General features: G+C 68.7%; 15 protein-coding genes, 2 tRNA genes and 1 riboswitch. Of the genes, 12 read left to right on the top strand and 5 right to left on the bottom strand.

The features are described from left to right. Position 1 precedes the first annotated feature (1 nt). Positions 2-949: a lipoyl synthase gene (lipA, locus tag ACRYJK_RS03715; protein ID WP_482666232.1), complete on the bottom strand. Its 948-nt coding sequence runs from the start codon at positions 947-949 to the stop codon at positions 2-4. A gap of 103 nt (positions 950-1,052) precedes the next feature. Between lipA and ACRYJK_RS03710 the strand changes: the two genes are divergently transcribed. From ACRYJK_RS03710 to ACRYJK_RS03700, 3 genes are all read left to right on the top strand, one after another. Beyond that, positions 1,053-1,676 carry a carbonic anhydrase gene (locus tag ACRYJK_RS03710; RefSeq protein ID WP_482666231.1) on the top strand — a complete coding sequence of 208 codons (624 nt, stop codon included), beginning with the start codon at positions 1,053-1,055 and terminating at the stop codon, positions 1,674-1,676. A gap of 40 nt (positions 1,677-1,716) precedes the next feature. Next, positions 1,717-2,472 (top strand): NYN domain-containing protein, encoded by a 756-nt coding sequence (locus ACRYJK_RS03705; protein WP_482666230.1) that lies wholly within the window; start codon positions 1,717-1,719, stop codon positions 2,470-2,472. Between the two features lie 77 nt (positions 2,473-2,549). Then, a complete protein-coding gene (locus ACRYJK_RS03700) occupies positions 2,550-2,873 on the top strand; it encodes a hypothetical protein (protein ID WP_482666229.1) in 324 nt (107 codons plus the stop codon). Positions 2,874-3,047: 174 nt separating this feature from the next. Here the strand turns inward: ACRYJK_RS03700 and ettA are convergent, their stop codons facing one another. Further along, on the bottom strand, positions 3,048-4,727 hold the full coding sequence (ettA, locus tag ACRYJK_RS03695) for an energy-dependent translational throttle protein EttA (RefSeq protein ID WP_482666228.1): 1,680 nt from the start codon (positions 4,725-4,727) through the stop codon (positions 3,048-3,050). Positions 4,728-4,859: 132 nt separating this feature from the next. Here ettA and ACRYJK_RS03690 point away from each other — a divergent pair, with 132 nt between their 5' ends. Together ACRYJK_RS03690 and ACRYJK_RS03685 are read left to right on the top strand one after the other, a co-directional pair. Beyond that, positions 4,860-6,284 (top strand): M20/M25/M40 family metallo-hydrolase, encoded by a 1,425-nt coding sequence (locus ACRYJK_RS03690; RefSeq protein ID WP_482666227.1) that lies wholly within the window; start codon positions 4,860-4,862, stop codon positions 6,282-6,284. Between the two features lie 8 nt (positions 6,285-6,292). Next, positions 6,293-6,529: a hypothetical protein gene (locus ACRYJK_RS03685; protein WP_482666226.1), complete on the top strand. Its 237-nt coding sequence runs from the start codon at positions 6,293-6,295 to the stop codon at positions 6,527-6,529. A gap of 29 nt (positions 6,530-6,558) precedes the next feature. On the opposite strand, the gene ACRYJK_RS03680 is transcribed toward ACRYJK_RS03685, so the two are convergent. Next, a tRNA-Thr gene (locus ACRYJK_RS03680) sits at positions 6,559-6,633 on the bottom strand. A 113-nt stretch (positions 6,634-6,746) separates the two neighbouring features. On the opposite strand from ACRYJK_RS03680, the gene ACRYJK_RS03675 reads away from it, so the two are divergent. Continuing rightward, on the top strand, positions 6,747-6,887 hold the full coding sequence (locus ACRYJK_RS03675) for a hypothetical protein (protein ID WP_482666225.1): 141 nt from the start codon (positions 6,747-6,749) through the stop codon (positions 6,885-6,887). On the opposite strand, the gene ACRYJK_RS03670 is transcribed toward ACRYJK_RS03675, so the two are convergent. Further along, complete coding sequence (locus ACRYJK_RS03670) at positions 6,872-7,831, bottom strand: peptidylprolyl isomerase (protein ID WP_482666224.1); 960 nt, start codon at positions 7,829-7,831, stop codon at positions 6,872-6,874. The two genes, ACRYJK_RS03675 and ACRYJK_RS03670, sit on opposite strands and share 16 nt — an antisense overlap. Before the next feature lie 119 nt (positions 7,832-7,950). Here ACRYJK_RS03670 and ACRYJK_RS03665 point away from each other — a divergent pair. The 6 genes from ACRYJK_RS03665 (at position 7,951) to ACRYJK_RS03640 (ending at position 13,450) form a co-directional block, all read left to right on the top strand. Next, positions 7,951-8,041: transfer RNA gene (locus ACRYJK_RS03665), tRNA-Ser, on the top strand. 86 nt (positions 8,042-8,127) lie between these two features. Further along, on the top strand, positions 8,128-8,709 hold the full coding sequence (folE, locus tag ACRYJK_RS03660) for a GTP cyclohydrolase I FolE (RefSeq protein ID WP_482667390.1): 582 nt from the start codon (positions 8,128-8,130) through the stop codon (positions 8,707-8,709). 26 nt (positions 8,710-8,735) lie between these two features. Next, positions 8,736-8,925: riboswitch (cobalamin riboswitch) on the top strand. A 95-nt stretch (positions 8,926-9,020) separates the two neighbouring features. Further along, positions 9,021-10,892, top strand: coding sequence for a TonB-dependent receptor (locus tag ACRYJK_RS03655; RefSeq protein WP_482666223.1), 1,872 nt, complete (start codon positions 9,021-9,023; stop codon positions 10,890-10,892). After that, a complete protein-coding gene (locus ACRYJK_RS03650) occupies positions 10,889-11,704 on the top strand; it encodes an ABC transporter substrate-binding protein (protein ID WP_482666222.1) in 816 nt (271 codons plus the stop codon). Before ACRYJK_RS03655 ends, ACRYJK_RS03650 begins: the two co-directional genes overlap by 4 nt. Further along, the gene (locus ACRYJK_RS03645; protein WP_482666221.1) at positions 11,701-12,672 is read left to right on the top strand and encodes an iron chelate uptake ABC transporter family permease subunit; all 972 of its coding nucleotides are present in this window, start codon (positions 11,701-11,703) and stop codon (positions 12,670-12,672) included. Before ACRYJK_RS03650 ends, ACRYJK_RS03645 begins: the two co-directional genes overlap by 4 nt. Continuing rightward, positions 12,665-13,450: an ABC transporter ATP-binding protein gene (locus tag ACRYJK_RS03640; RefSeq protein WP_482666220.1), complete on the top strand. Its 786-nt coding sequence runs from the start codon at positions 12,665-12,667 to the stop codon at positions 13,448-13,450. The genes ACRYJK_RS03645 and ACRYJK_RS03640 overlap by 8 nt, the downstream gene beginning before the upstream one ends. On the opposite strand, the gene ACRYJK_RS03635 is transcribed toward ACRYJK_RS03640, so the two are convergent. Next, on the bottom strand, positions 13,386-13,685 hold the full coding sequence (locus tag ACRYJK_RS03635) for a DUF1467 family protein (RefSeq protein ID WP_482666219.1): 300 nt from the start codon (positions 13,683-13,685) through the stop codon (positions 13,386-13,388). The genes ACRYJK_RS03640 and ACRYJK_RS03635 overlap by 65 nt on opposite strands.

Genomic DNA, 13,685 nt, shown 5'->3' with positions numbered 1-13,685 from the left:
GCTAGCTCCGAACCGCGCCGGCGAGTTGCGCCTCACGCGCGGCGCGCATCGCCACGAAATCATCTCCGGCGTGATAGGAGGAGCGTGTCAGCGGCGACGAAGCGACCTGAAGGAACCCCTTCGCCCGCGCGATGCGCCCAAAGCCATCGAACTGCTCCGGGGTCACGAAATCGATGACCGGCGCATGGCGCGGCGTCGGTTGCAGATATTGACCCATCGTCAGGAAATCGATGTTCGCGGCGCGCATGTCGTCCATGACCTGATGGACCTCAAGCCGCTGTTCGCCGAGGCCGAGCATGATCCCCGACTTGGTGAAGATCGACGGATCGAGCCGCTTGACCGTCTCGAGCAACCGCAAGGAGGCGTAGTAGCGCGCGCCGGGGCGGATGGTCGGATACAAACGCGGCACGGTTTCGAGATTGTGGTTGTAGACGTCGGGCCGCGCCGCGACGATCGCCTCTAGCGCGCTCAACGGCTTGTTGCGGAAGTCCGGCGTCAGAATCTCGATCGTCGTGCGGGGCGTCCGCCGCCGCACCGCCTCGATCACCCGGACGAACTGCGATGCGCCGCCGTCGGGCAGGTCGTCGCGATCAACCGAGGTGATCACGATATGCTCGAGCCCCATCGTCTCCGCGACGGTCGCGACATGCTCCGGTTCGAGCGGGTCGACACTGCGCGGCATGCCCGTCTTGACGTTGCAGAACGCGCAGGCGCGAGTGCAGGTGTCGCCGAGGATCATCACCGTCGCGTGACGTTTCGACCAGCATTCGCCGATGTTCGGGCACGCCGCTTCCTCGCACACCGTGGCGAGATTGAGCCCGCGCATGAGCTGCTTGGTCTCGGCAAAGGCGTGGCTGGTCGGCGCTTTGACGCGGATCCAGTCGGGCTTGCGGACCCGCGCCGGTCGGTCAGCGGTGTTGGAGAGCGTCAGCGTGACGGGAGCATTCATGATGCGGCGCAGATAGCCCCCGGACCCCCGCTTGCCAACCGGTGCTTGCCATGCTGCCCCAGTCGGCTATCCCCCGCCGCAACACGCGGAGGGAGCTAGGGTGGTGAGCGAATTCGACGCACTGGTCGACGGCTATCGGCGCTTTCGCGGCGCCGCCTACCTCCAGCAAAAGGCGCGCTTCGACAGCCTGTCGAGCGATGGTCAGGCGCCGCCGGTGATGATCATCAGCTGCTGCGACAGCCGGGTCGACCCCGCGACGATCTTCGACACCGTGCCCGGCCAGGTCTTCGCGCTGCGCAATGTCGCGAACCTCGTGCCGCCGTTCGAGCAGGGTGGCGGGCTCCACGGCGCATCGGCGGCGATCGAGTTCGGGGTCTGCGGTCTCAAGGTCAAGCATATCGTTGTGCTCGGCCACGGTCAGTGCGGGGGCATCGCCGCGGCGCTGGCCGGGCACAGCGACGACATGTCCGAACGCAGCTTCGTCGGCGACTGGATGACGATCATCGACAACGCGGTCGAACGCGTGCGCGACAGCGACGCGTCCGATCCCCAGCGCGCGCTCGAGTGGGAGGGCGTGCGGGTCAGCATCGACAATTTGCGCAGCTTCCCGTTCGTCGCCGAGCGAGAGGCGGCGGGCGAACTGCAACTGCACGGTGCCTGGTTCGCGATCAACGAAGGCCAGCTTTACGTGCTCGATGACGACGCGGGCACATTTGCGCCGGCCTGAAATGATTGGGCCTTGTGGCGTCGCGTGCTAGCGCGGCGCCATGGCAGAAGCGACCAACCAGCGAAACATCGCCCTCCTCATCGACGCGGATAATGCGAGCTCGAGCGGCATCGACCCTGTCCTCACCGCGCTGGCGGAACTCGGCAGCGTCGGCATCCGCCGCGCTTATGGCAATTGGTCCAAGCCTAACTTGGCCAAGAGCTGGGGCACACGGCTCCACGCCTACGGGATCGAACCGCAGCAGCAGTTCGATATCACCAAGGGCAAGAACGCCACCGACATGAAGATGACCATCGACGCGCTAGACCTGCTGCACGGTGGGCGGGTCGACGGATTTGGCATCATGAGCAGCGATAGCGACTTCATGCCGCTTGCCATGCGCATCCGCCAGGACGGACTGCCGGTCTACGGCTTTGGCAGCGCCAAGACGCCCGAGGGCTTTCGCGCTGCCTGCGACCGCTTCCTCGATGTCGACGCATTGATCGAGGCCGCACGCGACAATTCGATCGAGCCGGACATTACCGACGCCAGTGGAGCCGCCGCGCCCTCGCCCCGTGCGACGACGAAGCCGGTGGATGACGATGTCGTCACGCTGTTGGGGGAAGCCTGGAAAGCCGCCAAGCGTGACGAGCGCGGCTATGCCAAGCTGGGCGAAGTCGGGACGATCGCGGGCAACCGATCCAGTTTCGACGCTCGCAACTATGGCTTCAAGCGGCTGAGCGACATGATCGCGCAGATCCCGAATTTTACCACCGAACGGCGCGAAGGTCAGCTTTGGGTACGCCGCTTGCGGTGACCCGCGGAACGCCCCCGGCTTCAGGGGCGTTTTGAAGGACGTTCGATCCGTTCGTGGATCCCTTCGCGGAGAGCATCATGAAACACGCCATTCTCGTTGCCGCCGCCGCGGTCTCGCTGGCCGGCTGCGCCACCACCGATCGCTGGGGCAACAGCGTCAGCAGCGATCCCACCGTCGGCCGCGCGGTTTCGGGCGCTGCCATCGGTGCGGCTGCGGGTGCAGGCGTTCAGGCGATCCGCGGACGCGACGTGCTCACCGGCGCGGCCGTCGGCGCTGCTGCGGGCGGCGCCATCGGCGCGGCGACCGCACAGAGCAACCGATGGTATCGCGACGATCGCGGCGCCTGCTACTACATCGATCGTAACAATCAGCGCGTTTACGATTACAACCGCAACTGCTGATTGGCTGCACAAAGAGAAAGGGCGGCTCTCCTAGCGAGAGCCGCCCTTTCTCTTGCCCGCAGCCCCCTCCTCGTCGCCCGGACATGATCCGGGGCCAGGCTTGCTCGCCACCATTTGAGAAACGAAGCCCTGGCTCGGATCAGGTCCGCGCCGACGTCGGTGTTGGTGTGGGCGTCAGCGCGTCAGCCGCTTGTGCGCGCCGCGGCCAGGCTTGAGCGCGTCTTCGCCGAGACGACGTACCTTGTCCTCTTCATAGGCCTCGAAATTTCCTTCGAACCATTCCACGTGGCCGTCACCTTCGAACGCGAGGATGTGCGTCGCGAGACGGTCGAGGAAGAAGCGGTCGTGGCTGATCACCACCGCACAGCCCGCGAAGCTCTCCAGCGCCTCCTCAAGCGCCGCCAGCGTCTCGACGTCGAGGTCGTTGGTCGGTTCGTCGAGCATAAGGACGTTGCCGCCCTCCTTCAGCATCTTGGCCATATGCACGCGGTTGCGCTCACCGCCCGACAGCTGGCCGACCTTCTTCTGCTGGTCGCCGCCCTTGAAGTTGAACGCCCCGACATAGGCGCGCGTGGCCATCTCGTGCTTGCCGATGGTCATGATGTCGTGACCGCCGGAAATCTCCTCCCACACATTCTTGTTGGGATCGAGCGCGTCGCGGCTCTGGTCGACATAACCCATGCGCACCGTCGGCCCGATGTCGACCTCACCCGAATCCGGCGTTTCCTGCCCGGTGAGGATCTTGAACAGCGTGGTCTTGCCCGCGCCGTTGGGGCCGATGACGCCGACGATCCCGCCCGGCGGCAGCGTGAAGCTGAGGTTTTCGAATAGCTGCTTGTCGCCGAACTTCTTGCTGACGCCCTTCACCTCGATCACCTTGCCGCCGAGGCGTTCGGGCAGCTGGATGAGGATCTGCGCCTTGCCGGGAGTGCGGTTTTCCTGTGCGGCGACCAGTTCGTCGAACGCCTTGATACGCGCCTTGGACTTGGTCTGACGCGCCTTGGGCGACTGCCGGATCCAGTCGAGCTCGTCCTTGATCGCCTTCTGGCGGCCGGCGTCGTCGCGCGCCTCCTGCTCGAGCCGCTTCGCCTTCTTCTCGAGATAGGTCGAGTAATTGCCCTCGTACGGGAAATACCGACCGCGATCGAGTTCGAGGATCCAGTTGACGACATTGTCGAGAAAATAGCGGTCGTGGGTGATCAGCAGCACGTTGCCCGGATAGTCGATCAGGTGTCGCTCCAGCCACGCGACGCTTTCAGCATCGAGGTGGTTGGTCGGTTCATCGAGCAGCAGAATCTTGGGCTTTTCAAGCAGCAGCCGCGTGAGCGCGATGCGGCGCTTTTCACCGCCCGACAGCCCCTCCACCGACGCGTCGCCCGGCGGACAGCCCAGCGCTTCCATCGCGATCTCGAGCTGGTTGTCGAGCGTCCAGCCATCGACCGCGTCGATCTTTTCCTGAAGCTCGCCCATTTCGGTCATCAGCGCGTCGAAGTCAGCATCCTCCGGCGGATCGGCCATCAGCGTCGAGATTTCATTGAAGCGCTCGACCAGGTCGGCGACCGGACGGACCCCGTCCATGACGTTTTCCTTGACCGTCTTGGTCGGGTCGAGCTCGGGCTCCTGCGGCAGGTAGCCGACGGTGATCCCCTCACCCGCCCAGGCTTCGCCGGTGAATTCGGTATCGATCCCGGCCATGATCTTCATCAGCGTCGATTTGCCGGTGCCGTTGGGGCCGACGATCCCGATCTTGGCGTCGGGATAGAATTGCAGGTTGATGTTCGAGAGGACGGGTTTCGGCGCGCCGGGAAAGGTCTTGGTCATCCCCTTCATGACGAAACTATATTGCGCGGCCATGGGTCACCTGTGGATTTGGACGGATGGGGGGTCTGCGGGCGGAGCGCCCGCGGGTTGACGCGCGCTTAGCCGACCGGCCTCGCCATTTCAAACCGCGCTTGCCTGTCACCAACGGAGCGATAGAGATGGGGCATGACCACCGCTCTTCGTCGCACCGCCTTCGCCCTTCTCATCGGTTGCGCCTCGGCGCCGGCTCTGGCGCAAAGCGCGCCGGTACCCACCCCGGCCCCGCTCCGCGCCGTCGCCGCTCCGGCGAGCGTCCCCGACGACACCACCGCCGCGCTGCGCACCGCGGCGCTCGCCGATCCGGTAGCGATGCAGTTCCTCACCGACCTGACGACTGAGATCGGCCCTCGCCCCGCCGGCACGCCGGCCGAAGCGCGCGCGCGCGACTGGGCGGTGACCCGCCTGCGCTCGCTCGGGTTTCAGAATGTGCGCATCGAGGAATTCCGCATGCCTGTGTGGGAACGCGGCGCCGAATCGGGCAGCATTACTGCGCCCTACGCGATGCCGCTGGCGCTCACCGCGCTGGGCGGGAGCGCGCCGACGCCGGCGGGCGGAATCGAAGGTGACCTCGTCGTCTTTCACGACCTCGCTGCCTTTGACGCCGCACCCGACAGCGCCGTGCGCGGACGCATCGTTTACGTCGGGCACGCCATGCGGCGGACGCAGGACGGATCCAGCTACGGCGCCTTTGGCCCGGTGCGCTTCTCCGGCCCCGACCGAGCGGCAAAGCGCGGCGTGCGCGCCTTCATCATCCGCTCGATCGGCACCGACCAGCACCGCAACCCCCATACCGGCCAGACAAATTTCTCGGCCGGGGTGCAGCCGATTCCGGCGGTCGCCATCTCCAACCCAGATGCCGACCAGATCGAACGGCTGGGGAGCGGCATCCGCGTGCGGCTCAACCTCGCCTCGCGCCGCCTCGAAAATCAACTTGGCGGCAACGTGATCGCCGAACTGCCGGGCAGCGACCCGTCGCTTCCCCCGGTGCTGGCCGCGTGCCATATCGACAGCTGGGACCTCGCAACCGGCGTCGCCGACGATGCGGCGGGCTGCGGGATCGTCACCGCGGCGGCGCGGCTCGCCATGCAGGGTGAACGGCCCCGCCGCACCATCCGCCTGCTCCTTGCCGGCGCCGAGGAAGTGGGCGTGTTCGGCGGCCGCGCATATGCGGAGCGTCATGGCGACACCCCCCACGCGGCCGCGCTCGAAGCGGACTTCGGCGCCGACCGCGTGTTCCGCATGACCGTGTCCGAGCCGATTGCGCGTCATGCCGGCCTGATGGCCCGCTTCCGCCGCGCGTTGCTTCCCCTCTCGGTGAGCGTCAGCGCTGGCGAGGCCAGCGGCGGTGCCGACGTCGGCGCCACGGTCGCGCGCGGTGTGCCCGCGATCGACCTCGAGCAGGACGGCACGCGCTACTTCGATCTGCACCACACGCCCGACGACACACTCGACAAGGTCGACCGTGAGCAGCTCGCGCAGACGGTGGCGGCTTGGGCGGTGACGCTGCGCCTGCTGGCGGAGGCACCCGAAGACATCGGTCGCGCGCGGTGAAGGCTCCGATGGCGTTGCTGGTCGCAGCCGGACTGGCGCTGACCGCCTGTCAGCAGCAGGCCGCGACGCCAGCGCGCGGCAGCGATCCCGATCAGCTCAGTGCCGACCTCGAAGCGCGCGCGCAGGAGATCGAACGCCGTGCCGATGCCGCCGTCGTGCGGATCGAACGTGAATCCGCGGCGGAGATCGCCGAACTGCGCCTGCAGTCGCCGCCCGGCCCTGACGCCGCACCAGCCAATCAGTGATGGAGGAGGTCAGCGTCTGACCTCAAAAATGGTGCTGCTGGTGAGGATTGAACTCACGGCCTCACCCTTACCAAGGGTGTGCTCTACCACTGAGCTACAGCAGCGACCTGATCGCCGGGCCGCGGGGGGCACCGTGCAGGCGCGGCCTATGGCGAGGGGGTGGTGGAGTGTCAAGGCGCGGCTGTGCACCGCTTCGCAACGACGCTATCACCGCGCCATGACCACGCCCGACCAGCCCTCCCCCGCTCAGGAGCGCGAACGCCGCCTCGCCGAGGCGCTGCGCGCAAACCTTCGTCGACGCAAGGATGCCGCGCGCAACAACGGGCCTACCCCGCCGACCGATCAGCGGGAGCGCTGAGGGGCGCGGCGGACGGGCACGGTGACGTTGCAGACGTCCGCGCCGCCCGCCGGTTGAACGAAGAATGCGTCGCTGCGGTTGGCGCGCGACTGCGCATACCTCGCGAACGTCGGGGTGTCGGTCGCGAGATATTCGTAGCTCGGTCGCGCGTCGGCGGGCAGTTCGCTCGCCAGCCGGATCGATTCGATGCGCACCCGCTGCTCGGGCCGCTCGTAGAAGCCGAGCGCCGCCGACCCACGCGGCAGGCTCGACAGATGCTCGATGCCCGACACGACACGGCCGACGACCGCGATATTGCGATCGAGGTGGCGCGGTGCGTGCCCGATCACGGTGTAGAGTTCGGCCCCCGTCCCCGCGTCGGGCGCCATCCCCCGGCCCACGCCGACCATGGCATAGCAGTGCGCCGGCCACGCCCGTCCGCCACGCGCCGCCACCGGCCAACCGTCGAGAAAACCGGCGACCTCGGCGTAGTTGTCGGCGCGGGTTGCGCTCAGCCGGCCGCGCGGCACGACGCTGCTATAGTCCGCCTGGCGGGTCGGCTGGAGGCCGGGGGGAAGCGGCTTGGCCCGCGCTGCATCCTCACCATCGGCATCGCCCCACTGCACGACATAATTGTCCTGCACGCGATTGATGCTGAGCCCGTCCCACCAGCGCGCCCGCGCGAGCGTGCGGACGTTCGCCACCCACGGCTGGGCAAAGGTCGACCCGATGAGCTGGATGTGCACCTCGCGCGGCGCGGCGCCGTTCCCTGCCGCGAGGCGCATGACGAGGATGTCCGAGGGCGCGACAACTCGCCATTCGCTCGCCGGCGCGCGCGCGATGATCTCGGACGGCGTCGGCGGTGTCGCCGAGGTGTTCCTGCTTGCCGGCTGCGCCGCCAGCGCCGGCACGCTTGCGGCGACTGCGGCGGCGAGCGCCCACTTACACCCTGCGCGCTTCTTCATGTCGACATCCCCCCAATCATCGTTTGCGCCATGGTGCACGACAGCGTGCCGCTCGCCAAGCTGCCCTGCGCCTTGCCCCGGCGCGCGCGCATCGCTAGGCGCACCGCTCACAGGTATGCGGAGCGGTGGCCGAGTGGTCGAAGGCGCTCGCCTGGAAAGTGAGTATACGGCAAAACCGTATCGAGGGTTCGAATCCCTCCCGCTCCGCCAAGCCTGCCCGCGCGGCAGCAGCGATCATCCCGACGAGAGGCGAACAGTTGGCCGACGACGATTTCTCGAACACCGAAGCCGAGCATGTGAACCCAAACGGGGAGGCCATTCCGGGCGACGTGCTGGAGGCGGTGCGGACGCTCATCCGCTGGACCGGCGATGACCCCGAGCGGGAGGGGCTGGTCGACACCCCGCGTCGGGTCGCCAAAGCCTGGCGCGAATATTGTCAGGGCAATGATGAGGACCCGTCCGTCCACCTCCAGCGCACCTTTCGAGAGGTCGGCGGCTACAACGAGCTCGTCTTGCTGCGCGACATTCCGTTCCAGTCGCATTGCGAGCATCACATGGCGCCGATCATCGGCACCGCGTCGATCGCCTATCTGCCGACCGACCGCGTCGTCGGCATCTCGAAGCTGGCGCGCGTCCTCCACGGTTTCGCGCGGCGGCTGCAGGTGCAGGAGCGGCTGACGGCCGAGGTCGCGCAATGTATCTGGGACAATCTTCGCCCGAGCGGCGTGGCGGTCGTCATTTCCGCGACCCACGCCTGCATGACCGCGCGCGGCGTTCGCACCCCCGGCGTGGAGATGGTCACCAGCCGCCTCCTCGGGACGTTCCTCGAAGATCCGCGCAGTCGTGACGAGGTGCTGCAACTCATCGGTCATCGCTGATTGCACGGACGGTGATGGCTCGCTAGACGACGCCGCGACGCAGAGGTGCCCCGGCAACGGGGCAGTAAGAGGGAAGCCGGTGAAACGCCGGCGCTGCCCCCGCAACTGTGACCGGCGAGTGCGGCCACCATTTCGCCACTGATCTTCGTGATCGGGAAGGCGGTGACCGCGTGATGACCCGGCGAGCCAGGAGACCTGCCTTTCGTCGCCGTTGACCGATCCGGGCGGGGTGTACCGGGCGGGCGAAAGGCGACGCACGTCCGCGCGCCCTTCGCAAGACGGCTTCATGTCGTCTGCGAAAGGATCGCCTGTTGTCTGCCAGCTGGATTATCGCTCTCACCATTGCCGCCCCCTCGCCGGTCGCCGATGAGGCCGTGGAGACGCCGATTACCGTTACCGGCGTCCGTGACGAGAACGCCCCCGAACCCGCAAGCCGCGTCCTCATCGACGAGGCGACGCTGGAGCGGCTGCAGTTGCCGTCGGTCGACGACGTGCTCGCGCGCGAACCCGGCGTCGTGTTGAGCCGTAACGGCGCCCCCGGCGGCGTGTCGTCACTGCGGCTCCGCGGGGCGGACGCGGCGCAGACGCTGGTGGTGATCGACGGCGCGCGCGCCAACGACGCCGCTTCACCGGCGGGCGGGTTCGACTTCGCCAACCTGCTGGTCGACGGCGTGATGAGTGTCGAAATCCTGCGGGGCCCGGCGAGCGTTGCGTGGGGCAGCGATGCGATCGGCGGCGTGATCGTCGTCGACCGCGCGGTGCCGGACGGGCTTACCCTTCGCGCGGAGGCCGGCACGCTCGACAGTCGACGCGCCGGCGGAACGCTCGGGGGAGAGGTCGGGCCGCTCTCGCTCGGTTTCGGCGCCGCCTTTGCGCGCACCGGCGGCTTTTCGAGCGCGGCATCGGGCAGCGAGCGCGACGGCGCGGACTTTGCCCAGGCGCAGGGCGCGGCACGGCTCGTGGTGGCGCCCGACCTCGCCATCGACGCGCGACTCAGCCGCCGGCGGCTGCGCAGCGACCTCGACGGCTACCGCGCCGACTTCACCTTCGGCGACACGGAGGAGGAGCAGCGGCTCGTCGAAACGCAGGCGATGCTGCGCGCCGAACATGGCAGCGATCGCCTGCGGCACAGCCTCGCCTTCACCACCTCGCGCACCGACCGCGCCACCTTCGCGCGCGCCGGCGAGCGCGCGCGGTTCGAAAGCCGTGGTTTGTCGACCCGCATCGCCTGGCGCGGTGAGGCGGGCCTGGCCAATCGCCGCCTGCGGCTCATCGGCGGCTACGACCATGATCGCCACCGCGCCGCCACGCGCAGCGCTTATGGCAGCGACTTGGGGCTGGTGCGCAGCGATGCCCTATCGCTCCAAGCGATCGCGGAGGTTGCACCCGACCTGACGGTGCATGGCGGCGTGCGGCAGGAATGGCACGAACGTTACGGGTCGAACCGCGTCGCCGCGCTCGCGGGCGAGTGGGCCCTGCCCTTCGCGCGGGTGGGTGCGCGCTACGGCGAGGGGTTTAAGGCGCCCACCCTGTTCCAGGTTTCGAGCGACCCGTTCGCCTACGGCAATCCCGCGCTCACGCCCGAACGGTCGCGCGAGTTCGAACTGTCGCTGCGTGCGCCTCGGGACGCCGCGATAGACTGGTCGCTTGCGCTGTTCGATCGGCGAACCCGCGACCTGATCGACTTCGTGTCCTGCTCCGGACCGGCGCAGCCGAGCGTGTGCAGCGGCGGCACGCGGCCATTCGGCACCTACGACAATATCGCGCGCGCACTCGCTCGCGGGGTAGAAGCGCGGGCGCGGTTTGCCGTTTCCTCGCACTGGCGGATCGAAGCCAACGCGACGCACCTCATTGCGGAGGATCGGTCCGAGGGCACGTCATTCGTCGGCAAGGACCTGCCCCGCCGTCCCCGCACCACCGCGCTCGCCGCAGTCGACTATGACGGGGGCGTCTTCACGGTCGGCGCGGAAGCGCGCTACGTCGCGGCGAGCTTCGACGATCGCGCGAACCTCGTGCGCCTCGCGCCCTATGTGCTGGCGTCATTGCGCGGCAGCGTCGCGCTGTCGCCCAAGGTCACGCTCGAAGGGCGGGTCGAGAACCTGTTCGATCGCAATTACCAGACCGCCGCGGGCTACAACAGCGCGCCGCGAACGGCTGCGGTGGCGGTTCGCGCCCGGTGGTGAGTCGCGCGATGCTGCTGGCGCTGGCGTCGCTATCGGCGCTGGTGAGCGGGTGCGGGCATGCCCGCCCCGCCCTGCCGACGCCGCGCGGGGACCGGATAGTGAGTGCGGACTATTGCGCTGATCTCGCAATCACTGCGCTCGTCCCGCCTGGCCGGGTCGCGGCGCTCTCCCCCGAGATCGCCGATCACGAACTGCCGCGAGCGTATCGCGCCATCCCTCGCACACGCCCGCGCATCGAGACGCTGGTGGCGCTGCGCCCGACGCTCGTCGTGCAAAGCTACGGCGGCGGCCCGCGGCTGTCCGCCGCGCTCGACCGGGCCGGCCTCCCCGTGCTCGATCTCGCCTCGCCGCAGTCGCTCGATGGGGTGGACCGGGAACTCGAAAGGCTCGGGGCGAAGCTCTCTGCCCAGGATCGCGCCGATCGCTGGCGCGGCGAATTGGCACGGCTGCGCGCCCTCCCCCGCCCGCGCGTCGCTCGCACCGCGCTTTACATGACGCCGGGGTCGGTCACTTCAGGGTCGGACGGATTGATCGGCGACATGTTTCGCGAGGCGGGTCTGTCGTCGGTCGAGCAGCGACCCGGTTGGCACGCGCTGCCCGTCGAACGCCTCATCCGTGACAAGCCGGACCTTGTCGTCCGCGCCTTCTTCGGCGACCGCCGCTACCGTCAGGATCGCTGGTCGCCCGCACACCGCCCCGCGCTGCAAGCCGCGCTTCGCGGCGTGCCGACCGTGTCGCTCGACGCACGGTCGGTCGCCTGCGGCACGGCGCATACCATCGACGCGCTGCGCAAATTGAAGGCCGCGACGTGAGCCGTGCGCTGCTGTTGGTGGCCGCCCTTGCCGCGCTCGCGCTGGCGAGCCTGTTCTTTGGCGAGGCGCGCGTCGACCTCCCGACTGCGCTGTCACGCACTGGCAGCGCCGACGGCTTCATCCTTTGGCAAATCCGCGCGCCCCGCATTTTTGGCGCGCTGCTGGTCGGCGCTGCGCTCGGCGCGGCGGGGGCCGCCTTGCAGGGTTTGTTGCGCAACCCGCTGGTGGAACCCGGTATCCTCGGCGTCAGCCCGACCGCGGCGGCGGCGGCGACGCTCGTCGCCTACGGCGGTTTCGCCAGCGCCGACCGACTGGCGGTCTCGGGCGCATCTCTCGCCGGCGCGCTGGCCGCGACCGCGGCGCTGGCCTTTGTCGCCGCACGCCGCGCTTCCACTGCGACGCTGATCCTGACGGGTGTCGCCTTGTCATCGCTCAGCGGCGCACTGATCGCGTTGCTCGTCAATTTGGCGCCCGATCCGTTCTCGCTGGCCGACCTCGTCAACTGGACCGCCGGGAGCCTCGCCAACCGCGACTGGGCCGACGTGCTGGCGCCCGGCGCGGCGATCGGATTGGGACTGGCGCTACTTGCCCCGCTCCGCCGCCCGCTCGACATGCTCTCTCTGGGAGAGGAGCAGGCTTTCGCCGCCGGGGTCGAACTCGCCCGTCTGCGCGCGCGGGTGGTCGCCAGCGCGGGCCTCGCCGCGGGTGGAGCCGTAGCGCTGGCCGGTGTCGTCGGCTTCGTCGGACTGATCGCGCCTCACCTCGTCCGGCGCGGGCGGCATGCAGCACCGGGATCGGCGATGCTCCCCTCGGCGGCGGCGGGGGCGCTGCTGCTGCTGTTCGCCGACCTGCTGATCCGGCTGTTTCCGTGGGGGACGAACGAGCTCCACCTCGGCACGCTGTCCGCACTGATCGGAGCGCCGCTGTTCGTGCTGCTGCTGTGGCGAGGAGCGGCGCGTGATGACTGAGTTGCGGCTGGAACAGGTCGGCCTGACCGTCGGCCATGCGCGGCTGCTCGACCGCATCGACTTCGCGCCCCGGCCCGGTACGCTCACCGCGATCATCGGACCCAATGGCGCGGGCAAGACGAGCCTCATTCGCGTGGCAAGCGGCTACGTCCGGCCGACCGCGGGGCGAGTGCTGCTCAACGGCGACGACCTGGCGCACGCCGACGGCCCCCACCGCGCGACGAGCATCGGCTGGCTAACCCAAGGCGCCCCCACCCCTTGGTCGATGTCGGTCGAGGCGCTGGTTCGGCTGGGGCTTCGCGGCCCCCCGTCGGACGCGGCGGTAAAAAGGGCGCTGGAGCGCACCGGCCTCGCGCTACTGCGCAATGTGCGCGGCGACCGCCTGTCAGGCGGCGAACGCCAGCGACTGCAGATCGCCCGCGCCATGTGTCGCCCGACGCCAATCCTGCTCGCCGACGAGCCGGTAGAGGCGCTCGATCCGGCCTGGCAACTGGTGACGATGGAGTGGCTGGTGGAGCGCGCCCGCGCAGGCGCGGCCGTGGTCGCAGTCTTGCACGACCTGAACCTCGCGGCGCGTTTCGCCGACCACGTTGTGGCGATGGCCAACGGCCGCATCGTCGATGCCGGCGCGCCCGACGCGGTGTTGACGCCAGAGACTCTCGCCGACCTCTACGGCATCGTCGCGCGCGTCGAGCTGGTGGGCCGCCGCCTGCTCATCTCGGCAGAGGCGGTGCGCCCAAGGCCTGCAGGTCGAGCTTCGGCTGAAACCAGCCGTTGACGTAGTTGAGGTAATAGAGGCCGAACAGCGCCGCAGCGATCAGCGTCGTTTGCAGCGCCGCGCGCCCAATCCTGAACTGCTCCGGGGCGCCGGGCTCGGTCCCAGCGACGGGGCTTAGGCGGTCCCCGCCGCTGTGCCCTTCGCGGCCGGCCGCCCTCGCGTGAAATGGCAGGACGAGAAACAGCGTCCCGAACCAGAACAGGATGTAGATCGCGAGCGCGGACGTCCACTGCAT

This window comes from Sphingomonas sp. BLHR8 (assembly GCF_056821725.1).
Note: the sequence above shows the minus strand (reverse complement) of the source record. Positions and strands in the feature narration are given on the sequence as shown.